The organism is Paractinoplanes maris (assembly GCF_023544465.1).
Lineage (GTDB): Bacteria > Actinomycetota > Actinomycetes > Mycobacteriales > Micromonosporaceae > Actinoplanes > Actinoplanes maris.
This window is the reverse complement of the sequence record NZ_JALPVL010000003.1, coordinates 452,906-476,409: the sequence shown is the minus strand read 5'-3', so window position 1 is coordinate 476,409 and position 23,504 is coordinate 452,906. Positions and strand designations below refer to the sequence as shown.

General features: G+C 70.3%; 20 protein-coding genes. 13 read left to right on the top strand and 7 right to left on the bottom strand.

The window, feature by feature from the left end; all coding sequences use genetic code 11:
• The first annotated feature begins 140 nt into the window (after window positions 1–140).
• Both aat and NAG42_RS11330 read left to right on the top strand, forming a co-directional pair.
• Window positions 141–839, top strand: a complete 699-nt coding sequence (aat, locus tag NAG42_RS11335; protein WP_250030163.1) for a leucyl/phenylalanyl-tRNA--protein transferase — start codon at window positions 141–143, stop codon at window positions 837–839.
• A gap of 179 nt (window positions 840–1,018) precedes the next feature.
• Window positions 1,019–1,576 carry a hypothetical protein gene (locus NAG42_RS11330; protein ID WP_250030162.1) on the top strand — a complete coding sequence of 186 codons (558 nt, stop codon included), beginning with the start codon at window positions 1,019–1,021 and terminating at the stop codon, window positions 1,574–1,576.
• A 49-nt stretch (window positions 1,577–1,625) separates the two neighbouring features.
• Here NAG42_RS11330 and NAG42_RS11325 read toward each other — a convergent pair whose 3' ends face one another.
• Window positions 1,626–2,123, bottom strand: a complete 498-nt coding sequence (locus tag NAG42_RS11325) for a hypothetical protein (RefSeq protein ID WP_250030161.1) — start codon at window positions 2,121–2,123, stop codon at window positions 1,626–1,628.
• Between the two features lie 232 nt (window positions 2,124–2,355).
• Entirely contained in the window at window positions 2,356–4,611 is a 2,256-nt protein-coding gene (locus tag NAG42_RS11320; protein WP_250030160.1) for a catalase, read from the bottom strand.
• A gap of 241 nt (window positions 4,612–4,852) precedes the next feature.
• Between NAG42_RS11320 and NAG42_RS11315 the strand changes: the two genes are divergently transcribed.
• Window positions 4,853–5,710, top strand: a complete 858-nt coding sequence (locus NAG42_RS11315; protein WP_250030159.1) for a DUF2382 domain-containing protein — start codon at window positions 4,853–4,855, stop codon at window positions 5,708–5,710.
• Window positions 5,711–5,791: 81 nt separating this feature from the next.
• Here NAG42_RS11315 and NAG42_RS11310 read toward each other — a convergent pair whose 3' ends face one another.
• The gene (locus NAG42_RS11310; protein ID WP_250030158.1) at window positions 5,792–6,823 is read right to left on the bottom strand and encodes a LacI family DNA-binding transcriptional regulator; all 1,032 of its coding nucleotides are present in this window, start codon (window positions 6,821–6,823) and stop codon (window positions 5,792–5,794) included.
• Window positions 6,824–6,985: 162 nt separating this feature from the next.
• Here NAG42_RS11310 and NAG42_RS11305 point away from each other — a divergent pair, with 162 nt between their 5' ends.
• Genes NAG42_RS11305 through NAG42_RS11275 form a run of 7 tightly spaced genes read left to right on the top strand, consistent with a single transcriptional unit; the run spans window position 6,986 to window position 14,646 of the window.
• Entirely contained in the window at window positions 6,986–8,203 is a 1,218-nt protein-coding gene (locus NAG42_RS11305; RefSeq protein WP_250030157.1) for an amino acid ABC transporter substrate-binding protein, read from the top strand.
• A gap of 7 nt (window positions 8,204–8,210) precedes the next feature.
• Window positions 8,211–9,098: a branched-chain amino acid ABC transporter permease gene (locus tag NAG42_RS11300; protein WP_250030156.1), complete on the top strand. Its 888-nt coding sequence runs from the start codon at window positions 8,211–8,213 to the stop codon at window positions 9,096–9,098.
• Window positions 9,082–10,155 (top strand): branched-chain amino acid ABC transporter permease, encoded by a 1,074-nt coding sequence (locus NAG42_RS11295; RefSeq protein ID WP_250030155.1) that lies wholly within the window; start codon window positions 9,082–9,084, stop codon window positions 10,153–10,155. Before NAG42_RS11300 ends, NAG42_RS11295 begins: the two co-directional genes overlap by 17 nt.
• Window positions 10,152–10,880, top strand: a complete 729-nt coding sequence (locus NAG42_RS11290; RefSeq protein ID WP_250030154.1) for an ABC transporter ATP-binding protein — start codon at window positions 10,152–10,154, stop codon at window positions 10,878–10,880. Before NAG42_RS11295 ends, NAG42_RS11290 begins: the two co-directional genes overlap by 4 nt.
• Window positions 10,873–11,613 (top strand): ABC transporter ATP-binding protein, encoded by a 741-nt coding sequence (locus NAG42_RS11285; RefSeq protein ID WP_250030153.1) that lies wholly within the window; start codon window positions 10,873–10,875, stop codon window positions 11,611–11,613. Before NAG42_RS11290 ends, NAG42_RS11285 begins: the two co-directional genes overlap by 8 nt.
• Before the next feature lie 43 nt (window positions 11,614–11,656).
• A complete protein-coding gene (locus NAG42_RS11280; protein ID WP_250030152.1) occupies window positions 11,657–12,571 on the top strand; it encodes a LamG-like jellyroll fold domain-containing protein in 915 nt (304 codons plus the stop codon).
• 8 nt (window positions 12,572–12,579) lie between these two features.
• Window positions 12,580–14,646, top strand: coding sequence for a PQQ-dependent sugar dehydrogenase (locus tag NAG42_RS11275; protein WP_250030151.1), 2,067 nt, complete (start codon window positions 12,580–12,582; stop codon window positions 14,644–14,646).
• A gap of 76 nt (window positions 14,647–14,722) precedes the next feature.
• Here the strand turns inward: NAG42_RS11275 and NAG42_RS11270 are convergent, their stop codons facing one another.
• A complete protein-coding gene (locus NAG42_RS11270; RefSeq protein ID WP_250030150.1) occupies window positions 14,723–15,757 on the bottom strand; it encodes a hypothetical protein in 1,035 nt (344 codons plus the stop codon).
• A gap of 423 nt (window positions 15,758–16,180) precedes the next feature.
• On the opposite strand from NAG42_RS11270, the gene NAG42_RS11265 reads away from it, so the two are divergent.
• Window positions 16,181–17,491: an AI-2E family transporter gene (locus NAG42_RS11265; RefSeq protein ID WP_250030149.1), complete on the top strand. Its 1,311-nt coding sequence runs from the start codon at window positions 16,181–16,183 to the stop codon at window positions 17,489–17,491.
• Between the two features lie 192 nt (window positions 17,492–17,683).
• Window positions 17,684–19,084 carry a M28 family peptidase gene (locus NAG42_RS11260; protein ID WP_250030148.1) on the top strand — a complete coding sequence of 467 codons (1,401 nt, stop codon included), beginning with the start codon at window positions 17,684–17,686 and terminating at the stop codon, window positions 19,082–19,084.
• Here the strand turns inward: NAG42_RS11260 and NAG42_RS11255 are convergent.
• On the bottom strand, window positions 19,081–20,841 hold the full coding sequence (locus NAG42_RS11255) for an alpha-keto acid decarboxylase family protein (RefSeq protein WP_250030147.1): 1,761 nt from the start codon (window positions 20,839–20,841) through the stop codon (window positions 19,081–19,083). The genes NAG42_RS11260 and NAG42_RS11255 overlap by 4 nt on opposite strands.
• Before the next feature lie 141 nt (window positions 20,842–20,982).
• On the opposite strand from NAG42_RS11255, the gene NAG42_RS11250 reads away from it, so the two are divergent.
• The gene (locus NAG42_RS11250; protein WP_250030146.1) at window positions 20,983–21,729 is read left to right on the top strand and encodes a DUF998 domain-containing protein; all 747 of its coding nucleotides are present in this window, start codon (window positions 20,983–20,985) and stop codon (window positions 21,727–21,729) included.
• Here the strand turns inward: NAG42_RS11250 and NAG42_RS11245 are convergent.
• Together NAG42_RS11245 and NAG42_RS11240 are read right to left on the bottom strand one after the other, a co-directional pair.
• Window positions 21,623–22,447, bottom strand: a complete 825-nt coding sequence (locus NAG42_RS11245) for a glycosyltransferase family 2 protein (RefSeq protein ID WP_250030145.1) — start codon at window positions 22,445–22,447, stop codon at window positions 21,623–21,625. The two genes, NAG42_RS11250 and NAG42_RS11245, sit on opposite strands and share 107 nt — an antisense overlap.
• A 47-nt stretch (window positions 22,448–22,494) precedes the next feature.
• Complete coding sequence (locus NAG42_RS11240) at window positions 22,495–23,073, bottom strand: dihydrofolate reductase family protein (RefSeq protein ID WP_250030144.1); 579 nt, start codon at window positions 23,071–23,073, stop codon at window positions 22,495–22,497.
• Between the last annotated feature and the right edge of the window lie 431 nt (window positions 23,074–23,504).

Genomic DNA, 23,504 nt, shown 5'->3' with positions numbered 1-23,504 from the left:
TCCCTTCGATCAACAACGCGTTGCGACCACATTCAGGCATTTACATGCGTGATGTCAACAGAATGAAACAGGTACCGACATTTTCGCGAACCCGAGTGTGCCCGGAAGGACCCGCTCGCTTCTCCGGGTACGCTCCCGGTGTGATCGGGCTCGAGCTGCGCCGGGCGCGCCAGGCCCTCGGGTTCCCGCCCGTCTCGCAGGCGGACGACGACGGGTTGCTCGCGGTGGGTGGCGACCTCAGCCCCGAGCGGCTCCTGGTCGCGTACGCCAACGGCATCTTTCCCTGGCCCAGCAAGCGCACGCCGCTGCTCCCGTGGTTCTGCCCCAGCCCGCGGACGGTCCTGATCCCCGGCCACATCTCAGTGAGCCGCAGCGCCCGCAAGACCATGCGCCGCGCACCGTTCACGATGACCTACGACCGGGCCTTCGCCGACGTGATCGCGGCCTGCGCCACCGTGCCGAGGCACGACAACGGCACCTGGATCACGCCGGCGATGGTGCGGGGCTACATCCGCCTGCACGAGCTCGGTTTCGCTCACTCGGTCGAGGCGTGGAACGGCGACCGCCTCGTCGGCGGCCTCTACGGCGTCTCCCTGGGCGCGGCCTTCTTCGGCGAGTCGATGTTCCGGCTGGAGTCCGAGGCCTCCAAGGTCGCGCTGCTCACCCTGCTCGACCAGCTGAAGGCCTGGGACTTCCACTTCGTCGACTGCCAGATGATGACCCCGCACGTCCAACGCCTGGGCGCGGTCGACTGGGAGCTCGACCACTTCCAGGCCGAGCTGGAGCGGGCCCTGGCCCAGGAGACCAGACGGGGACGCTGGACAACTCCATCCAGGTAGGAACGGCCGGCGCCCTAACAACAAACGGAATCCCTGTCGATAATCCGGAAGCGTGAATTGTTGAAGAACGTCTTGTTGGCGACAGAAAGAATCGTTTCGGACCATTCGCTGTAACGATCGAAACAGTGTTACGTGTTCCTCGAGTCCGATCTCGGCTTAGGGGGAGTATGCCGGAACAAGTGAGTCCCGAGCACGAGTCGGCCTTGGCGGAATTCACTGCGCTCAGGGCCGAGATCGTGGCGCGGCAGAACATTCAGCAGGGGCTGCTGTCTCTGCAGCTGACGGCAGCCGGTGCTCTTTTCAGTTTGGCGCTGTCGGGCGCGGGAAGATCGGCTGCTCTCCTTATCCTGCCACTTATTACATACATGCTTGCCGGGCGGCATGTCTCGCACAGTTATGCGTGCCAGAGCATTGGCACCTACATCCGCACCAAGCTCAGCGCGCGAGTGCGCGGGGGGCTCGGCTGGGAGCATTGGCTGAAGGCGCACCGGGCCAATCCGCGGCGCTATCGGGCGCTCAACCCGCTCTTCATAACGTTCCCCGGAATCAGCATCCTGGCTCTGGTGGGGTCCGTGCCTTACTTGGCGGCCTTGAACGGCTCGTCCACGGCGACCATGCTCTGGCTCTGCTGGGCCGCCGGTGCCGTGCTTGCGGCGTCCTCGTCACGGCTTGTCTGGAGGGTGCGCAGCGACTCGTTCCTCTGGACGGGTCCGACATCGGAAGCGGGCGAGACCTGAATCCCTTCCCACCTTGACCGTGCGACTCAACCCGTGGTTGCAACCACGGTCAGTCAGATCGCGGGGTGGTGTGGGTCAGGCCGCGGTAGTTGCGTAAGCGGCGCAGGTGCAGCCAGAAGGCGCCGGCCACTGTGAGAGACATGAGCACGCAGATCACCGTGCGGATCACGTCCTCGGCGTCGCGGTCGCCCAGGAACAGCAGCGCCAGGAAGAACGCCGCGAACGCCAGGTATAGGTACGGCAACCAGCGCGGTGTGGGGGATCGCTCGATCAGGTCCCGGGCCAGGGCATCGACGTTCGGATCAGTGGCGTGTCCGCGGCGGAGGGCGGCCCGGACGGCCCGCTGAGTGGCTCTGTCCGCCCCGACCATCATGGGCGCGTTCCTGACCCGTTTCTGCACGGCCCAGATGAGCCCCAGGATTCCGGCCAGCACCAGGGCGACGCCGGCCGCGATCAGCAGCCTCGATGCCGTGGGCGAGGGAGACTTCTCGCCCCAGTCGAACCCGCCGGCGCCGATGGCCGCGGAGCCGGCCACGACGGCAGCCACGACAAGGAGACGTCGCTTCGTACGCCGTTGCGCCGTTCGCCGCAGTGCAGACGGCTCATCCGCTTCGGTCACGCCATCACCTCGCCTCATCCCGCCCGCCATACCCGTACTCAACCGCGGCCAACCGTCCACCATGGAGTGCCGTGTCGGAGGACGGGAGGCCGGCCCGCGGTCGCCGGGACGGCGAAGGGCCACCCGCCGCGTCGAGCGACGGGTGGCCCTGGTGGCCGGGTCAGGCGATGGTGGCCGGGAAACGCTGCCAGACGCGGTGCTTGGCCAGCAGCGTCTGGAGCTCGGTCAGCGCCGTGGTGGCGGAGTCGGCGGCGACCACGCCGGGCGTGCCGGCCAGGCCGGTCTGCTCGAGCACGGTCACTCCCGCGCCCCAGGCGCCGATCGCCTTGGCGTGGCGCCACGCCTCCTCGACCAGCAGGGTGACCCGCGGGTCGACGGCGGGGGAGGAGGGCGCGCCGGCCTTGGCGTCGCGGGCCGGCACCGCGTCGGGGGCCGGCGCGGGCGCTCCGGCCAGCAGGATGGCGTCGTACTCGATCGAGCGCGCCGTGGCGAAGGTGCGCTGGACGGTGACGCCGTCGACCACGCCGCCGTGCGGGGCGATCACCAGCGGGACCATGCCGGCGGCGAAGACCGCGGCGCGCACCTCGTCCACGCCGTCGAGACCCGCGGCCGGGTCGACGACGATGCCGATCAGGCGGCCGTCCGGCGGCCACTCGCCGCCGACCTGCGACAGCGCGGGGCTCGGGGTGACCTCCGTGTCGAACGGGACGGTCGGCGCGGGCACGGGCAGGCCGAGACCGGTGGCCACCTGCTCGCACAGGACCGGGTCGATGTTGGCCAGGCACTGCACCTGACGTTCCTTGATGGCCTGCTCATAGCACTTGGCCAGCTCGAACGTGTAGGCCCGGACGATGTGCTCCTTCTCGACCGGGGTCATGCTCTGCCAGAACAACCGGACCTGGCTGTAGTGGTCGCTGAACGACACCGGGTTCTCGCGCACCTTGGTCGACTCGGCCACCCGCACCGGCAGGTCGACGAAGCCGGTGTCGGTGGTGAACGGGTTGCCGCCGTCGAGCGAGTTCGGCCGGTACGGGGCCACGCCGCCGTGCACCGCGTGCTGGTGGAAGCCGTCACGCAGCATGTCGTTGACCGGCGCGTGCGGGCGGTTGATCGGGATCTGCCCGTAGTTCGGCCCGCCGAGCCGGGTGAGCTGGGTGTCGACGTACGAGAAGAGGCGGCCCTGCAGCAGCGGGTCGTTCGTCACGTCGATGCCGGGCGGCAGGTGACCGAGGTGGAACGCGACCTGCTCGACCTCGGCGTGGAAGTTGGTCGGCACACCGTTGAGCACCAGCTTGCCCACCGCCTGCACCGGGGCCAGCTCCTCGGGCACGATCTTCGTCGGGTCGAGCAGGTCGATGCCGGCGAACGTCTCCTCCTCGGTGTCGGGGAAGACCTGCAGGCCCAGCTCCCACTCGGGGAACGCGCCGGCCTCGATGGCGTCGTAGAGGTCACGGCGGTGGAAGTCGGGGTCGACACCGGCGGCGAGCTGCGCCTCTTCCCAGTCCAGGGAGTGCACACCCAGCTTCGGCTTCCAGTGGAACTTGGCCAGGACCGTCTCGCCGGCCTCGTTGACCAGCCGGAACGTGTGGACGCCGAAACCCTCCATGGTCCGGTACGAGCGGGGGATGCCGCGGTCGGACATGTTCCAGATGGTGTGGTGCTGGGCCTCGGTGTGCAGCGAGACGAAGTCCCAGAAGGTGTCGTGCGCGCTCTGGGCCTGCGGGATCTCGCGGTCCGGGTGCCACTTGGCGGCGTGGATGACGTCCGGGAACTTGATGGCGTCCTGGATGAAGAACACCGGGATGTTGTTGCCGACCAGGTCGAACGTGCCCTCGTCGGTGTAGAACTTCGTGGCGAAACCGCGCGTGTCCCGGACGGTGTCGGCCGAGCCGCGCGACCCGAGCACGGTCGAGAAGCGTACGAAGACCTGGGTCTCCTTGCCCTTGGCCAGGAACCCGGCCTTGGTGATCTCGGAGGCGGTGCCGTACGCCGTGAAGAGGCCGTGGGCACCGGCGCCCCGCGCGTGCACGACCCGCTCGGGGATCCGCTCGTGGTCGAAGTGCGTCATCTTCTCGCGGAAGTGGTGGTCCTGCAGCAGGATCGGCCCGCGCGGACCGGCCTTCAGCGAGTGGTCGGTGTCGCGCAGCCGGGCGCCCTGGGCGGTGGTCAGATACTCGCCCTGCTGGGACTTGCTGGTCTTCGGAGCGCCGGTGGCGACGCCGGTCGGCGTGACCGTCTCGGGCGCGTCCTGCTCGCTCTTGGGCGGCGGCGGCCCCTGCGGTGTGGTCGGCTCGTCGACCGTCGGCGTGCCGCTGCCGGGCGAACCCGGGCTGCGGTCGCCCAGCGCCTCGGAGACCTTCGCCGCGGCGGCCTCCACGACGTCCTTGACCTTCTTGGCCGGCTTGCTTGCGTCCATCAGTCGGAGCTCCTCGTGGTTTGTGGTGCCGGTGAGAGCTACCCGCGAAAGATCATGACAAACCGGTGAAGATCGGAAATTATCCCAGTCGCGGGTGGCCCGTCGGGGCCACGGGTGCCCGCCGAGGCCAAGCTCAAACGGGAGAGGGTGAATGACTCGGTTTTCATCGGGTCGGCGGCATGGGGCCGAACGAGCCGGGTAGGTCCTGGGCAGACGCAAACCAGCAAGGAGGAGGCCCCCTATGATCACCCTCGAGCACGCCAACCGCCTGCACGGCACCGACGTCTACGACAACGACGGCGACAAGATCGGCAGCGTCGGTCAGGTGTGGGACGACGGCCGCGGCCGTCCCGCGTGGGCCAGCGTCAAGACCGGTCTCTTCGGTCTCAACGAGTCGCTGGTGCCGCTGGAGAACGCCGACCTGCGCGACGACCGCCTGGTCGTGCCGTTCGACAAGTCCACCGTCAAGGACGCGCCGAACATCGACGCGTCGCACGACGAACCTCTGCAGGGCGAGGACGTCGAGAAGCTCTACCAGTACTACGGCCTGAGCTGGGACACCGCCGGGAGCGGCACCGCCGGCTACTCCGACAGCTCGTACTCCGACACCTCTTACGCAGGCGGCCGCACCGCCGGCTCCGGCACGTCGTACGCCGAGGGCCGCACGGCCGGTTCCGGCACCTCGTACGCCGAGGGCCGGACTTCGGCCGGTGACGACGCCATGACCCGCTCGGAGGAGCGGCTCAACGTCGACACCAAGGTCGAGCAGACCGGCCGGGCGCGCCTGCGCAAGTATGTGGTGACCGAGGAGCAGCAGGTCCGGGTTCCGGTCGCGCGGGAGGAAGCCCGCCTCGAGCGGGAGCCGATCACCGACGCCAACCGGGGCGCCGCACTCGGTGGCCCGGACATCACCGAGGCCGAGCACGAGGTGACCCTGCGCGCCGAGCGGCCGACGGTCGAGAAGGAGACGGTGCCGGTCGAGCGCGTCCGTCTCGGCAAGGAGACCGTCCGCGACGAGGAGACGGTCGGCGGCGAGGTCCGCAAGGAGCAGATCGAGGCCGACCTGCCCGACGAGAGCGGCCGCCGCAACTTCGGCTGACGCGGCAGCGGCGCCGGGGCCCGGGTGGCTCCGGCGCCGTCCGGCGTCCGCGCCCGGCCGGGCTGCGGCGCCGCTGGAGCGTCAGTGCGGCGCCGGGCCGGTCGAGTCGCGGACCACCAGCGTGTGCCCGGTCGAGCGGCGCCGCGGTCGCGCCGCCGGGGGCCGCAGGGCGAGGGCCAGCGCCATCTTGCCCATGTCCGTCATCGGCAGCCGGACGGTGGTGAGGCTGGGCGCGAGGTCGGCCGCCACCGAGACATCGTCGAAGCCCACCACCGAGATCCGTTCCGGCACGGGTACGCCGTGGGCGCGCAGTGTCGAGAGCACTCCGATGGCCATCGCGTCGTTCAGCGCGATGATCGCCGTCGTCGAGGGATGCTCCCGCAGGATCCGCTCGGTGGCGGCCACCCCGCCGTCCCGGGTGAAGTCGGTGTGGACGATCGGCAGGCCGGTGATCGACCGGCCCGCCTCGCGCAGCGCCGCCGCCACGCCGGCCATGCGGTCGACGACCGTGTTGAGCTCGGCCGAGCCCGAGGCGATCGCTATCTCGCGGTGACCCAGCTCCAGCAGGTGCCGGCCCAGCGCCCGGCCGCCGGCCTCGTTGTCGGGCAGCACCGCGTCGACGCCCAGCGTGTGCCGGCCGATCACCGCGACCCGCCCGCCACCGCGCACGAAGCCGGACAGCTCCTCGCGGGCCGCCGTCTCGTGCCGCGTGTCGGCGAAGCCCGAGCCGGCCACGATGATGATCCGCACCCGCTGGTTGATCAGGTGCCGGATCTGGCGCAGCTCGTGCTCGGGGTCGCGCCCGGAGTGGCAGATCTGCACGAGCAGCCCCTGCTCGTCGGCCACCCGGATGACGCCGCCGGCGATCTCGGAGAAATACGGGTCGTCCACCTGATGCACGACCAGGCCGACGGTCGAGCTCGCCCCGCCGGCCAGGGTACGGGCGTACGGGTTGGCGACATACCCCATCTCCTCGGAGATCCGCCGGATGCGCGCGGCCACCTCCTCGCTGACCCCATCCCGTCCGGCCAGCGCGCGCGACGCGGTGGCCAGCGAGACACCGGCGCGCTCGGCGATGTCGACGAGGCGCAACCTCACACCGGGCTTGGGCATGCGTCCACTCTCCACGAGTCGTCGCGGGACGTGATCACCAGGCCGGGGGATCGCCGGTATTACTGCAAATTATTTCCGGGGTGTTGCAAGTCACGCATCGATCACTTTAGGCTACGTAAGCGCTTTCGCAAGCGCTTACGTCCCGGCAAAGGAGCCTCTTCGATGCGTTCACCCGCCAGACGTACAACCTGGGCCGTCGCGCTCAGCGCCACACTTCTTCTCGCCGCCTGCGGCGGGGGCGACGAGGAGGGGCAGAGCTCGGACGATCCGATCGTCGTGGGCATCTCCCTGCCCCTGACCGGCGACTTCTCCGAGCCCGGCAAGGGTGTCCAGGAGGGCTACGAGGCCTGGGCCAAGACGACCAACGACAAGGGTGGCCTGCTCGGCCGCCAGGTCGAACTCAAGATCCTGGACGACCAGTCGAACGCCGACCGGGTCGTCGCCGACTACGAGCAGCTCATCGGCAGCGACCAGGTCGACCTGGTCGTCGGCCCGTTCTCCACCCGGCTCGTGGTGCCGTCGGCCCGGGTCGCGCAGGAATACAACATGCTCTTCGTCGAGCCCGCCGGTGCCGCCGCCGAGGTGTTCAACCAGGGCTTCAAGAACCTGTTCTACGCGGCCCCGGCGGTGGCCGACGACCACTACAACCACCTGGCCGAATACCTGCTCGCGCTGCCCGCCGGCCAGAAGCCCACGACCGTGGCCTACGCGGCCATGGACGACCCGTTCGCGCAGGGCACGGCGTACGGGTTGAAGAAGAAGCTCGAAGCGGGCGGCGTCAAGACCGTGGTCGACGAGGTGTATCCGCCCAACACGACCGACTTCGGCAGCATCGCGGCCAAGATCGCGTCGGCCAAGCCCGACATGGTGGTCGGCGGCTCGCAATATCAGGACGGCGTCAACCTCATCGTGGCCCTGCAACAGCTGAACTATCAGCCCAAGCTGGCCGCGTTCTCCACCGCGCCGACCAGCCCCGAGTTCGCCAAGGCGATCGGCAACAAGACCGCGGGCATCCTGTCGCCCACGGGCTACAGCCAGGACGCGCCGTACCCGAGCAACAAGGAGTTCGTCGAGAAGTTCACCGCCCAGTTCGGCAAGGCGCCCGAGGAGGACCAGGCCAACGGCTACACGACCGGCCAGGTCGTCGCGGCGGCGGTCGAGGCCGCGGGCTGCGCCGAGCAGGGGGAGTGCCAGCAGAAGCTGATCGACTGGCTGCACGGCAACCAGGTGGAGACCGTGGTCGGCCCGCTGAGCTGGGATGCCACCGGCAAGCCGCAGGGCGCCCACATGATCCAGCAGTGGGTCGGCAACGACATCAAGATCGTGCTGCCGGCCGAGGCCAAGGAGGCCGACCTGGTCTACCCGAAGCCGGCCTGGTGATCAGCCGATGCCCTCCGGCGCGCTGCTCTTCCAGAGCATCATCCTCGGTCTGCTCCTCGGCGGGCTGTACGCCCTGCTCGCCGCGGGGCTGACCCTCTACTTCGGCATCATGCGGGTGGTGATGATCGCCCACTCGGCGTTCCTCATCCTGGCCGCCTACCTGGCCTGGTGGACCAGCACCGAGCTGGGCATCGACCCGCTGCTGTCGATGGTGGTGACCGTGCCGCTGTTCTTCGCCGCGGGAGTGCTGCTGCAACGAGGCCTGCTCTCCCGGTTGCGCCCGGTCACGCTGACGATGATGTCGGTGCTGATCACCTTCGCGATCGCCCTCATGATCGAAGGGCTGCTGGGGTACGCGTTCTCGGGCACCCAGCGGCGCATCCAGCTCAGCTACGGCACGGCCAGTCTCGAGCTCTTCGGGGCGCGGGTGGCCGTGGTCAAGCTGATCGCGTTCGGGCTGGCCGCGGTCTCGCTGGCCGGGCTGTACGTGCTGATGAAGCGCACCCAGTTCGGCTGGGCGCTGCGAGCCACGATCCAGCACCGCGACGCGGCCCGCCTGGTCGGCATCGACACCGAGCGGACGGCCGGCTTCGGCTTCGGTCTGGGCCTGGCCACCGCCGCCGTGGGCGGCACCGCGCTGTCGCTCGACACCACGATCTATCCGTCCCTGCACTGGCACTGGATCGGCCCGCTGATGGCCATCATCGTGGTCGGCGGCCTGGGCAGTGTCGCCGGTGCCGCCGCGGCCGCGCTGCTGCTCGGGCTGGCCCAGAGCCTGCTGCAGATCCCGATGGGCGCCACCTGGGCCCAGACCGTGTTCTACGTGGCGCTGTTCGCCACGCTGGCCATCCGGCCGCAAGGATTCTTCGGAGGCCGCCTTGCCCAACGCTTCTGACGCCACCGCCGCGGGCCTGCGGGCTCCCGGTAAGTGGCTCCCGCTCGGTGCGGCCGGCCTGCTGATCGTGGCGATCGCCGCGTTCCCCAGCCTCGCCCCCAACCCGTACATCCTCTCGAGCGGCGTCATCGTCCTGAACTGGGCCGTGCTGGCGACGTCGTGGAACTTCGTCGGCGGCTTCACCGGCTACATCTCGCTCGGTCACGGGGCGCTCGCCGGGCTCGGCGGCTATGCGACCGGGCTGCTGATCACCAAGGCCGGCATCCCCAGCTTCGTGGCGCTGCTCGTGGCCGCGCTGCTCGTGGCCGCGCTGGCCGTGCCGATCGGGTTCGCCGCTCTGCGCGTCCGGGGCGCCTCGTTCGTCATCGTGTCGATCGCGCTCGTGCTCATCCTGCTGCTGGTCTTCCAGAGCTGGTCGTCGGTCACCGGCGGCTCGCGCGGTCTGGTCGTGCCCCGGCCGTTCCCGGGCATGCTGCGGCCCGAGCATCACCGCGTCTTCTTCTTCCTGTACGGCGGTCTGCTCCTGCTCGCGCTGGCCACGTGGTGGCTGCTCGACCGCTCCCGGTTCGGCCTGGGCCTCAAGGCGATCCGCGAGGACGAGGACAAGGCCGAGTCGCTCGGGACGCCGACTTTCGCGTACAAGCTGACGGTCTTCGTCGTGTCGGCCGCCTTCACCGCGCTGGCCGGCGGGCTCTACGCGTTGTGGTTCGGCGACCTCGACCCGGTGTTCCAGTTCTCCGTGCTCACCGGCTCCTACATCGTGCTCATGGCCCTGCTCGGCGGCGTGCGCAATCTGTACGGCCCGGTGCTCGGGGCGATCGTCGTCGGGGTCGCGCTCGAGTACTTCAAGGTCGAGTTCGGCAACTCGCCGCTGCACCTGGTCACCACCGGCCTGTTGCTGGGCCTGGTCGTCATGTTCATGCCCGACGGCGTGATCCCGTCGCTCGGCGGTCTCGTCCAGCGCCTGCGCAAGGGGGAGCAGAGCTCGATCCGCGAGATGACCGCGGCTGACCTGGCCGAGCAACGCAAGCGCGAGCGTGAGGGGGCGAGCTCGTGACGCTCACGACGCACGGTCTGCGCAAGGCGTTCGGTGGCGTCGTGGCCATCGACGGTGCCGACGTCGAGTTCCGGCCGGGTCAGGTGAACGCGCTGATCGGGCCGAACGGCAGCGGCAAGACGACGTTCTTCAACTGCGTGACCGGCATGATCAAGCCGGATGCCGGCACCGTGGTCTACGGGGACCGTGACCTCACCGGGCGGGCGCCGCACGTGGTGGCCCGGGCCGGCGTCGGCCGCACGTTCCAGCTGTGCCGGGTGTTCCCGCGCATGACGGCCCTCGAAAATGTGCTCGCGGCCGTCCGTCCAGGCGGTTTGCTGCTCGGTTTGCGGAGCGCCCACCGCCGGAGCGAGCAGGAACGAGCACTCAGCTGGCTCACCCGCCTGGGCATCGAGCATCTCGCCGGGGCCGAGGCCCGCACCATGTCGTGGGGGCAGCAGAAGCTGCTCGAGCTGGCCGGCGTGCTGATGGCCGAGCCCGCCACGATCCTGCTCGACGAGCCGGCCGGCGGCGTCAACCCGGCGCTGCTCGACCGCATCGGCACGCTGGTGCGCGAATTGAACGCCGAGGGACGCACGTTTGTGATCGTCGAGCACAACATGGACCTCGTCATGAGCATCAGCGACCACATCGTGGTGTTCGACCGCGGCCGGCCGATCGCGGCCGGTCCGCCGGCCGAGATCCGCGCCGATGAGCGAGTGCTGGGGGCCTACCTTGGTGTCTGAGATCGAACTCGTCGACGTCCAGGCTGGATACGGCCGGGCCGCTCCCGTGCTGCGCGGGTTCAGCGTCGCGGTCCCGGCCGGCTCGGTGGTCTGCCTGGTCGGACCCAACGGCGCCGGCAAGTCCACTGTGCTCAAGGTGGCCAGTGGACTGCTCGGCCCGCGCTCGGGCCGGGTGCTCGTCGGCGGTCAGGACATGACCGGACGGGGACCGCAGAAGATGCTCGCCGCCGGCGTGGCGCTGGTCCTGCAGGGCCACAGCGTCTTCCGCGAGATGACCGTCGAGGAAAATGTGCTGCTCGGCGGTTACACGCTCACCGACAAAGCGAAACGCGCGAAACGTGCGGCCTTCGTCAAGGAGCTCTTCCCCGTCGTGGGGGAGCGCTGGCACTCGCTGGCCGGTCTGCTCTCGGGCGGGCAGCAGAAACAGGTCGAGTTCGCCCGTTCGCTCATGGTCGACCCCAAGGTGGTGCTCCTCGACGAGCCGTCCATGGGCCTCGACCCCAAAGCCACCAGCATCATCTTCGACCAGGTCGCGCGGATGCGTGACGCCGGGACCGCGGTGCTGCTGGTGGAGCAGAACGCCCGGCGTGCGCTGCAGACCGCCGACCTCGGGTGCGTGCTCGACCTCGGGCGCGTGCACATCTCCGGACCCGCGGCCGACCTGCTGGCCGACCCGCAGCTCGGGGAGCTCTACCTCGGCGGCCGTCCGGCGGAGAAGCCACCCGTCACCTGAGTTCGCCGAGCACCCACCTGTCACCAGAAGAGAGGTGCGTTCCATGCGAAGAACCGGACGCGTCGCCGTCGCCGCCGCCGCAGTCCTCGCGGCCACCGCGGCTGCGGCCCCCGTCTCGGCCGGCCATCGATCCGGCCCGGACATCGTCCATCCGTCGCTGCGGCCCAACCTGGTCGCCTACTACGACTTCGACCATCCGCTGCGCGGCGACCCCGCGCTCGAGCAGGACCAGGGCCGATCCAGCACCGAGATCGAACTGGTCAACGGCGGGGCCGCCATGCGGGTCGCCGACCGCGCCTATCCCGGGGGTGGGCGCGTTCTCCAGACCAGGCAGGTCAACCCGGGTGTGACCGGCAACGACGACTGGAAAGCCGGCATCTGGTCGGCCAGTGGTGTGCGGACCCTGCGCCCGTTCAGCAACGCCGAGGGCACGACGGTCATGGGCTGGTTCAAACGATCGATGGACGGCCCGGCCGCCGGCTTCAACGCTATCGGCCTGGCCGGCGTGCTGACCGGCGACTCCGACGGCCATGCCGTCCGGGCGCTGCTCGAGCTCATCGACGTCAACGGCGAGCTCAAGCTGGTCGCCCTGGGCCGCCGGATCGACGGCGGGAACTCGCAGACGTTCGCCGCGACCGAGGACTGGCGCACGCTGCTGCCCAAGGACAAGTGGGTGCACCTGACCGCCACCTTCGACTTCACCCGGGGCACGATGGCGCTCTATCGCAACGGCAAAGCGGTGCCCGGTGGCTACACCCGCACCGACGACCCGTGGCTCATCAACGGCCCGGGACCGCACGTCACCAGCGCCGCCGACGCCCGCGGCATCAAGATCGGCGGTAGCTTCCCGCAGAACACGCTCGAACGTAATCCGTGCGACTGCCGGATGGACGCACTGATGTTCCTCGACCGCTCGCTCTCCGCTCGTGAGGTCGCGAACCAGTTCCGCCTCTTCTAGGAGTCTCCATGCGCAGATTCGCCATAGCCGCCGTCGGCGCGGTCCTTATGTCCACATTGGTGGGTGTCCCGGCGTCGGCCGCCGACCCGGCCCCCGTCTACGACCCGGTGCCCACCGAACCGGTCACCTCCAAGCTCGGCCTCGTCCTGACCGAGTACGCGCAGTTCCCGCAGAGCCGGACCAACCCGCCGCTGATCGACCCGCGGCTCGACCGGGTGGCGCGGATCAACACCATCATGGAGCTGCCCGACGGCTCCGGCCGGCGCGCGGTGCCCGACCTCAACGGCAACCTGTACGTCGTCAAGAACGGCGTCCCCAGCGTCTACCTCGATGTGGCCGCCACCTTCGCGCCGCAGTTCTTCTCGGGCCGCGGGCTCGGGCAAGGCTTCGGCTACGTGGCGTTCCACCCCGACTTCGGGCGCAACGGCCTGTTCTACACGATCCACACCGAGCAGGCGTCGGCGACCACGGCGGTACCCGACTACGCCCAGGCGAATGTGATCTATCACGGCGTCATCAACGAGTGGAAGGCCACCGACCCGGCCGCCGACACGTTCGCGGGCACGCACCGCGAAATGCTGCGGATCGGCTTCGGCGGGCAGATCCACGGCATCCAGGAAATCAACTTCAACCCGACCGCGCGCAAGGGCAGCCCTGAATACGGCAAGCTCTACCTGGCCGTGGGGGACGGCGGGCAGGGCGTCAACAACACCGACCCGCAGAACCTCGCCCTCCCGCACGGCAAGCTGCTGCGTATCGACCCGGCCGGAAACAACAGCCCCAACGGCAAGTACGGGATCCCGCGCGACAACCCGTTCGCCGGGCAGCCCGGCACGGCGGGTGAGATCTACTCGTACGGATATCGGGACCCGCACCGGTTCAGCTGGGACCGCGCCACGGGCAAGCTCTACCTCGGCCACATCGGCGAGCACGCCATCGAGGCCATCTACGAGGTGCGCGCCGGCGACAACATGGGCTGGAGCGAGCGCGAAGGGGCCTTCGTCTTCGACAAGACCCCGGCGACGCCCTGCGACCGGCTGTTCCCGCTGCCGGCCGACGACAGCGGATACGTCTACCCGGTGGCGGCGTACGACCACAACCCGGCACCGGGCTGGAACTGCACCTCGGACGTCGGTGTCGCGGTGGCGGGCGGCTTCGTCTACCGCGGCCGGGACGTGCCGGCGTTGCGCGGCAAGTACGTCTTCGGTGACCTGGTGGACGGGCGCGTGCTCTACACCGAGGCCGCGGAGATGCGACGGGGCCACCAGCCGGCCACGATCCACCGGCTCAACCTCTTCACCGCGGGCGGCACCCCCGTACGGATGCAGGACCTCTCCGGACCCGGGGCGCCCGGCGACCCCAATCGGGTGGACCTGCGCTTCGGCACGGACGCCCAGGGCGAGCTCTACATCCTGGCCAAGGCCAACGGCAAGATCTGGAAGGTGACCGGGACCAGGACCTTCGCCGCCGCGCCGGCCGGTCCGGTGCGGATCTCACCGGCGCCGCGCGCGTCGAACTGGGCGCCGGTGACCCCGGCCAAGTGGCAGTTCAGCGGCAACCAGGTGATCCTGGCCGAGGCGGGGAGCGAGCGCCCGGGTCCGCGGCGGCCCTTCGAGTACGCGGTGCTGACAGCCGGGCCGGTCTGGCAGTCCGTGGACATCCGCGCGCAGGTGCGGCTCGACGAGCCGGTGTCGCTGACCAACCGCGATGTGATCATCGTATTCGGCTACCGGTCGGACACGGAGTTCTACTACGCGCACCTCTCGACCGACAACACGATCCTGCCGCACAACGGCATCTTCAAGGTGAGCAACGCCGACCGTCAGCGGATCGACTACCAATGGAACGGTCGCTCGCGCGGCGCCAACCCGGCCATCGTCGACGAGCGCTTCCATGACGTACGGGTGAAGCACCTCCCGGCCACGGGCGAGATCGCGGTGTACGTCGACGGGTCGTCCGATCCGTTGATGACCGCGCGGGACACGACGTTCACGTCGGGCCGGGTCGGCTTCGGCTCGTTCGACAACCGTGGCCGCCTGCGCCACCTGACCGTGAGCGGGACGCCGGCGGGTTAGACACGACGGGCCGGCGCTCCATCGAGGAGCGTCGGCCCATTCACGTGCCGGTGCCGTGCGGGAACGTCGGTGATTCTCAGCCGGCGGTCGGCGCGGCCGTCGTCGCCGGAGTGCCGGCCGTGCCGTTCAGCGTCGTCTCGGTGCCGGTGACGTCAACGCCGGTGACGTTCGTCTGATCGGTGGGTGCCGCGGTCGCCGTGGACGTCGCGGTGCCGGTGTCAGCAGACGCTGTGCCGGCATTGTCGGTAGACGCCGGGGTGGCCGTGTCGGTGTTTGCGGTGCCGGTGGTGTCGGTGGACGCTGTGCCGGTGGTGTCAGCAGACGCTGTGCCGGTGGTGTCAGCAGACGCTGTGCCGGTGGTGTCGGTGGACGCTGTGGCGGCGGTGTCAGCAGACGCTGTGCCGGTGGTGTCGGTGGACGCTGTGGCGGCGGTGTCAGCAGACGCTGTGTCGGCGGTGTCGGTGGACGCTGTGTCGGCGGTGTCGGTGGACGCCGGAGTGGCGGTGTCAGTGGACGCTGTGCCGGTGGTGTCAGTGGTTGCTGTACCGGTGGTCCCGGTGGATGCCGCGGTGGCGGTGTCGGTGGTTCCTGTGCCGGCGGTGCCCGCGGTTGCTGTGCCGGTGGTGTCAGTCGTGGCCGGGGCGGTGGTGCCGGCCGGTGTCGTCGTGGCGGCCGGGGCGGGGGTCTGCGCGGCGCTGGGTGCGTTCGTGGGGCTGGGCTCCGTGGTCGGGGTCGGCCCGGGCTCGCTGGGTGCCGCGGTGCCGGGGTCGGGCGCGCTCACGTCCTCGCCGCTCGACAGCGGACCGCCCGGAACGCTGGGCTGCGATTGATCGGACTGCGGCGGGCTCATCGGCCAGCCGGCCATGCCGGGCAGTCCCGAAAGCCCTTCCAGGCTGCCCAGGATCACCACGACGATGCTCGGTCCGTCGTAGGGCTTCGGCCAGTTGCCCGGCGCGACGGACGTGCTGCCGGCCGGCCCGGCCTGAGCCGCTCCCAGCGGAGCGCCTGGATCCGGTTCGGCGGCCAGTGCGGCGGACGCGGGGCCCAGAGCCAGCACGGCCCCGGCGAGCAGGCCGGCCCCGGCGGCGAACCGGCGATCTTTCATGCGCATCTCGGTTGTTCCTTTCCAGTTCTCGAGTTGTCGGGTCCGCAACAGCTCAGCACAGGAATGCGCCGCCCACGGGCCGTTCAGGGGTATTCGGCAGCCCATTCCCGAAGCCATTAACGAAACCTCCGGAACCGTGCATGGGCTGCGGATATGCGGGTAACCACCTCGCCTTTCCGGCCCGGGAATTCGTACATTCGCGACCCGACCTCGCATGCGGCCGGAAAGCGGATGCGGATGCCCGGCCAAGCAATTCACCGGGATGCGGGGACCGTCTGTAATGGACCGCACGTCCTGTCCCGTGTTTCCCATTTTGGCGCCGGGGTACCCGAGGTCCGGATCAGATGCGTTGGCCGGTTCGGTCGCAGTGCGTCGCGGCCGCCTCCCGGCCCGCGCCCGGCCGGCCGGGAGTGCGGGGAAGAGGACCGGATGGCCTGGATCGATGAAGTTCGCGAGCGTGCTCGTGCCCGGCTGGAGCAGGCCCGCAAGGGCGCCGCGCCGCCGCCGTTCTTCGACGAGTCGACGGCGACGGCCACGCCCGTCGTGATGGTCGACGCCTCGCCGCGCGACGAGGACGGGCTGCCCCGGCCCATCCGGGTCGCCGGTGCCTGGGCCTGGCGGATCGTGCTGTTCTTCGCCGTCGGCTGGCTCTTGCTCCAGGTGATCGCCCGGCTCGACGTCGTGCTGATCCCGGTCATCGTGGCCGTCCTGCTGGCGGCCATGTTCCAGCCCGTCGCCGCCTGGCTCCGCACCCGGGGCATGGGCCGGTCACCGTCCGCGGCCCTGGTCCTGATCACCGCGCTGATCGTCGTCTTCGGTGGCCTGGGACTGATCGTCAACACCGTCGTCTCGCAGGTGGACACGCTCAGCACGCAGGTCGGCGACGGCGTCGGCCAGGTGCAGGACTGGCTGGCCCGGGGCCCTCTGCACATCTCGCAGGATCAGATCAACGACGCCATCGCCCAGGCCCAGAACGCCATCACCGCCAACCGCGGGGCGCTGACCTCGGGCGCGCTGACCACCGCGACGACGATCGGCGAGGTCGCCACCGGCTTCTTCCTCACGCTGTTCACGCTGTTCTTCTTCCTGCGCGACGGCGATCAGATCTGGCGTTTCGTCTGCCGCCTGCTGCCCCGCGCGGCCCGGGTGCCGACCGCCCGCGCCGGTCACTACTCGTGGCACACCCTGGTCTCGTATGTGCACGCGACTGTCCTGGTGGCCTTCGTCGACGCGATCGGCATCGGCATCGGCCTGTTCGCGTTGCGGGTGCCGCTGGCGCTGCCGCTGGCCGCGCTGGTCTTCCTGGGCGCGTTCATCCCGGTCGTCGGTGCCACCGTCAGCGGTGCCGTCGCCTGCCTGGTCGCGCTGGTGACGGTCGGACCGGTCAAGGCGCTGATCCTGCTGGGCGTCGTCATCGCCGTACAGCAGCTCGAAGGTCATGTCCTGCAGCCGCTGATCATGGGCCGGGCCGTCGCTCTGCACCCGTTGGCCGTCATCCTGGCCATCGCCGCCGGCGTCGTGCTGGCCGGCATCGTCGGTGGCCTGATCGCCGTACCGCTGCTGGCCGTGGTCAACACCGCCGTCCGCTACTTGTTCGCCCACCCCGACGGCGAACCCACCCCGGACCGCGAACCGCCGGGCACCCACGACCCCGGCGAGGACGACGAGCACTCCACGGCCAAGCTCGACGACCCCGCCGCCCCGCCCCCGGCCAGCACCAGCCTGGAACAGCCGGCCTGATTCCGGCGAACGTCGATCGGCGGCCCGCACCAGCCGGTATGCAGGAGGAACGGGCCGCCCCTCAGTATCCACAGCTGTAAGTATTGAAGAACTTCTAACTACGCCTTAGGTTCATCAGTCACGGGGAGCGGCGGCCCGACCACGGCCTCGCGTCCTCGCCGGATCACGAGCCGGATCGACTTGGAGGAACCTTTGGACACGCACGAGCACCCGTCCGCGGTCAGCCGCCGGCGCATGCTGTCGGTCGCGCTGGGCGGAGCGGCAGCGGTCGCCCTGCCCGCACCGGCCTGGGCCGCCACCGGCCTGCGCCCCGGCGCGACCCGGCCGCCCGCGCTCACCGGTCACGACCTCGACGTGGCCCGGCGGGTGTCGGCGGAGCGCGCGCTGGCCCACCTCAAGGTGCTGTCGATCGGCATCGGGCCGCGCATCGGTGGCACCAAGTCGGAGCTGGTGGCCGCCAAATACATCTCCGGGGTGCTGGACCTCCTCGGTTACGACGTCGAGCTGCAGCCGTTCCCGGTCGCCGACAAGTTCCTGGCCCAGCTCAGCTCGCCCCGCGGGCTGCCCACCGACCTCAACTGGCAGTGCGGCGCCTCGCCGAACGCCAAGCTGGACACCAGGGTGCGCGGCGACGTGGTCGACGCGGGGCTCGGCGGCGAGGCCGACTACCCGGCCGACGTCACCGGCAAGATCCTGCTCATCGACTACGTGGTGGCCACGCGCGAGCAGGTCGTCGCGACCGCGGTGGCCCGCCGGGCGGCCGCCGTCATCTTCCTGCCGGCCGACCTGGTCGAGCCGCGACGGGCCTCGGCCTTCAGCCCGGCCCTGCCCGGACTCGCCGAGACCCCGGCGCCCATCCCGGTCGTCGGCGTCGCCCAGGCCCAGAAGCACCGGCTGCGCGAGCTGCTCGCGGCCCGGCGGCTGACACTGACCCTGTCGACGACGGCGCACCGGAACCTCACGTCGCACAACGTCATCGCCAACGCGCCCCGCCGCACCACCGGTGGCCCGGTCGTCATGGTGAGCGCCCACTACGACACCGTCATCGGTGCACCCGGCGCCAACGACGACGGCTCGGGCACCGTCCTGTGCCTGGAACTGGCCCGGGCACTGCGCAAGCTGCCGACCAACGCCCAGCTGCGCTTCGCCCTCTGGGGCTCGGAGGAGCAGGGGCTGATCGGCTCGCGCTACTACGTGGCCCAGCTCCCGCAGGCCGAGCGCGACCGCATCCTGGCCGTCTACCAGAACGACATGGTCGCGACGAGCTGGGATCCGGCCACCCGATACTGGCTGCTCTCGTTCGACGGGCTGGCCAACCGGGCCACCGACGGGGTGACCGCGGCCGCGCAACGCCTCGGCTACACCCCGCGGATCTCGCCGGTGACCCTGCGCGGCTCCAGCGACCACCAGTCGTTCCAGGAGGTCGGCATCGCCGCGGCCAACTTCTCGTGGCGCGGCGAGGCGTCCCCGGCGCTGCTCGAACCGCCCTACCACAGCCCCGAGGACACCATCGCCAAGAACATCAGCCTCGAGCGCTTGCAGGTCTCGCTCGAGCTGATCGGCTCGGCCGCCTACGCGACCGCGACCGCCTAGCTCGTCCCCGGCGCCCCGCCGCCGCTGCGCTCAGCCAACCGGCGCAGCAGCGGCGGGGCGTCGTACTTGTCCAGCACGACCTCGATGAACGTGAACGCGTCACCGATCGCGGTCAGCGCGTGCCGCAGGTCGGCCGCCGTCTCGGCGCGGTGATAGTCGACCTTGTCGCCGGTCAGCGCGGTGACCAGGCCGGCCCAGTCCCAGGCGGCGACGTCGTTGTAGCCGGCGTCCGGGCTCTGCAGGGCCCGCTCGATCGTGTAGCCGTCGTTGTTGAGCAGCAACACCACCGGCTTCAGCGCAGCGGCGGCGATCGTGCTCAACTCCTGCACGGTCATCTGCGCCGCGCCGTCCCCGGCGATCAGCACCGGGCGGCGTCCCGGGTCGGCCAGCCCCTGCCCCAGCACGGCCGGCAAGGCATAGCCGATCGAGTTCCAGATCGGCTGACCCACAAAGACCGTGTCGGGCGGCAGACGCAACCCGGCCGCACCCCAGAACGACGTACCGGTGTCGGCGAGGAGCGCGATGCCACCCGGCAGCCAGTCCTGCACCGCCGCCCACAACGCTTCCTGACTGAGGGCCGCGTCGTCATCCACCGCGACGTGCCCGGTCGTGCGCTCGTCCACCACGGCGTGCCCGGGCGTTTGCTTGTCTGGCGCGGCGTGCGCGGGCGTCGGCTTGTTTGGCGCGGCGTGCCCGGGCGTCCGTTCGTCTGGCGCGGCGCGCCGGGCCGTTGGCTCGCCCCTCGCGGCCGTCTCGAAGACGAAGTCAAAGGCGGCCAGCGTACGGATGGCATCCGCGAAAGCCACCGGCCGGGGCTCGCCGAGGCCGATCGTCGCGGTGGTGGCGCCGACGTGCACGACCTGCTCGTCCGGGCCGCGGTGGGTGAAGAAGCCGGAGAGCACGTCGCTGGCCACGGTGCCCAGTTCGATGACGAGGTCGGCTTCGCGGACGAGTCGCGCGGCGGCCTCGTCGATCATCGTGCCGGCGTAGACCCCGTGGTGCAGGGGCTCGCTCTCGTCGATGACTCCCTTGGCGGCCAGCGACGTGACGATCGGGATACCGGCCTTGGTGGCCGCGGCCAGCACCTCGGCGCCGAGGCCGAACCGTGCGACCAGGTGGCCGGCGACGATGACCGGGCGGGTGGCTGTCCTGAGTCGTTCGCGCAGCGCGGCCTCGAACTCCAGCGGCCGGCGCGGGACCGGCGTGAGCGGTGTCGCCAGGGGAGCGGCGTCGACCGGCAGCGTGGCCAGATCCTGCGGGATGCTCAGGTAGGCCGGCTTGCGGTGCGTCATCGCCGCGAGCAGCACGGCGTCGATCTGCTCGGCCGCCCGCCCGGCGGTCACGATCTCCTGGTGCACGGTCACTTCGGCGTACGCGTTGGCGAAGCGCCCGAAAACCCCGTCGGCCAGCGTGTGATGCACCGGTCGCCTCGCGGCCACCGCCGTGGTCGACGGACTGCCCGCGATGTGCACGACGGGCACATCCTCGGCCGCGCTGCCCGCGATGGCGTTGAGGGCGCTCAGCTCACCCACGCCATAGGTGGTCACGATCGCGGCCAGTCCGCGGCTGCGCGCGTAGGCGTCGGCGGCGTACCCCGCGCCCAGCTCGTTGGGCGATCCCACCCAGGCCAGCCCGTCGACCGGGATCAGGTGGTCGAGCAGCGTGAGGTTGAAGTCGCCGGGCACCCCGAACAGGTGGCCGACGCCGCACTGGACCAGGCGGCGCCCGAGGTACTCGGCAAGCGTGACGGTAACCATGCGGGCAACCCTGATCGCCGACGATCAAAATGAGCAATGTGACGTGCGTCGGCTGAGCATTCTGCGCAGACGTAGATCACATTCGTGGGCAGCCGTGATCATGTTGATCATGCGGTTGCCTCGGGGTGACAGGCTTCGGATGTGCTGTCGACGCGGGTCGCCCGGATGCTGCCGCTGGCGTGTGTCCTGGCCGCGCTTCAGATGATCGTCTTCGTCACCGTGGCCGGCCTGACCCGGCCGGGCTACGACCCGAGCCGCAACTGGATCAGCCAGCTCTCGCTCGGCCCGGGCGGCCGCCTCGCCGACGTGAACCTGGCCCTCTGCGGCCTGTGGCTCCTCATCGGCGCGGCCGGCCTGCGGCGACAGCTCACGTCGGCGCGCTGGACCGTAGCTCCCGTCCCGGTGCGGTGGGCGGTGGGGCTCGTCGGCTGGTGCGGCGCCTGCCTGATTGTGCTGGCGGTGCTGCCGACCGACGCCGGGATCGGCTACCCGCCGGACGTGCCCGAGACGCACACCGCGATCGGCCTGGCCCACCAGCTGGTGGCGGTCACGCTCGGGGGGGCCGGCGTCGTGGCGGCGGCCCTGCTCGGGCGGTGCGTCCACCGGCCGTACGCGGGCCTGGCCGTTGCCTTGCTCATGGCCATCACGTTCGTCGCGGCCAGTGTGCTGGTGGTGCTCGACGACGCGGGCGTGCTGCCGGGCAACCCCAGCGGGCTGCTCGAGCGGGTCGCCCTCTTCGGCGGCCTGGCCTGGATCGCGGTGGTGGCTCTCGCATCGACGCTCAACGGCGGGACATCGGATTCTTCCGCGACCGCACCCGGCCCCCCGACCGGAGCTCGAACAGCAACCGCAGCACCGGAAACAGCACCAACAGCAACCGCGCGGTGAGCCACGCGCGCACGAGCGAGCCGCGCGGCACCATCGCCCGATGGGCGCGATAGCCGGCCTCGCTCATCAGCAGATAGCGGCGATAATCGCCGAAGCGGTCGGCGATGCGGCGCGCCGAGGTGCTCGCGCGCAATCCGGGGTCGTACGCGATGTGCCCGCCCGCGGCCCGCAGATGGATGCCGAGATCGATGTCCTCGTGAGCCGAGCCGTCCGTGCACAGCACCGGCCGCACGAGCCGCCAGGCACTGGCCCGGACAGCCATGTTGGCGCCGAACAACCAGTCCATCCGGCCGATCACCGGCCGGCTCCAAGCCCATCGGATCGCCGCGTCACCCAGCCCGAGCAGCGGACCCAGCGCCACGTCGTAGTAGCCCACCGGCCCGGTGACCGCGTCCACCCCGGAATCCTCGAACGCCAGCCGCACCCGCCGCGACCAGTCCGGCGGCAGCCGGGTGTCCGCGTCGATCCGCCCCAGCACGGCCCCCGAGGCCGCGTCCAGGCCACGGTTCCGGGCGTGCTGCACTCCCGGCCGAGGCTCGCGCAGAATCAAAACCCTTCCCCGGTACGCGTCGAGCACTTCCCAGGTCCGGTCGGTCGAGTTGTTGTCGACCACGATGACCTCGTGCACCGGCTCCTCCTGCCCCAGCACCGCGTCCAGGCACGACCCGAGGAACGCTTCCTCGTTGAAGACCGGCACGACGACCGACAGCAGAGTCACCCCGGCCACACCACCGCTCGTCCGCCGCCGCGCCGGCTCACCGCGGGCTAGGCATGCAGCGTGGGCCGGTAAACGAGTTCCTGGACGCGCCCGTCGAGCGTCCGGCTCCCGATCAGCTCGAGGTCGAAATCCTCGGCCCCCTGAAAGATCGAACTGAGCCCGGTCCGCCCGGTGATCACCGGAAAGACCGACACCTGAACGCGATCGACCAGCCCGGCCGCCATCAGCGCCCGGTTGAGTGACAGGCTGCCGTGCGAGCGCAACGGCGCATCGGACTCCTGCTTGAGCCGCCGCACAACCTCCACTGCGTCACCACCGGCGACAGTCGCGTCGTGCCAGTCGAGCGGTCCGGTCAGCGTGTTCGACACCACCGTGGCGGGCAGATTGATCATCTTGGTGACCCAGGGGTCGCGGACCTCGGACTCCTCCGTGCTGCCGGCCAGCATCCGCGCGAACTCGCGGTAGGTGGTGGCGCCGAAGACCATCCGCTGCTCCCCGTCGTACTGCTCGAGGCGGTGGGCGAGCAACTCCGGGCCTTGCTTGCCCCAGTAGCCGGTCCAGTCGCCGCCGGCGGCCCCGAAGCCGTCGACGCTGGAGAAGACGTCGAAAGTGTAGGTGGCGGTCATGATGTTCTCCTTGTTTGCCGTTGTCCGGTCATGTGTTGTCAGACCGGTGGGCACGGCCGAACTCATCGACCGCCTCAGGATTTGCGGGCCACCGCCGCGTGTTCGTCGGTCTCCCTCAGCTCCTCCGGCCGGGCGATCTGCTCAGCCGACGGGAGCTGGGTCATCCCCGAGTCTAGTTAGGACTGACGCTCCGCGGGGCCGTGTCGCAGCTCGGCCGCTTCTGGCGGGGCGCTGCCGATTCGGGGGGTAGACCCTGGGGCGCTGCCCCAGTCCCCGGCCATCGCTGGAGAGCTCTCTGGCGATGGTTGCGGTGGGAGGCTTGGGGGCCCTCCGGGCGACGGCAGGCGGAAGCGAATCGCAATCAAGGGCAGTACGCAAGCAAAGGGCGGCTTGCGTACTGCCCTTGCTCACGATGAGCTGCGCTTGCCGTC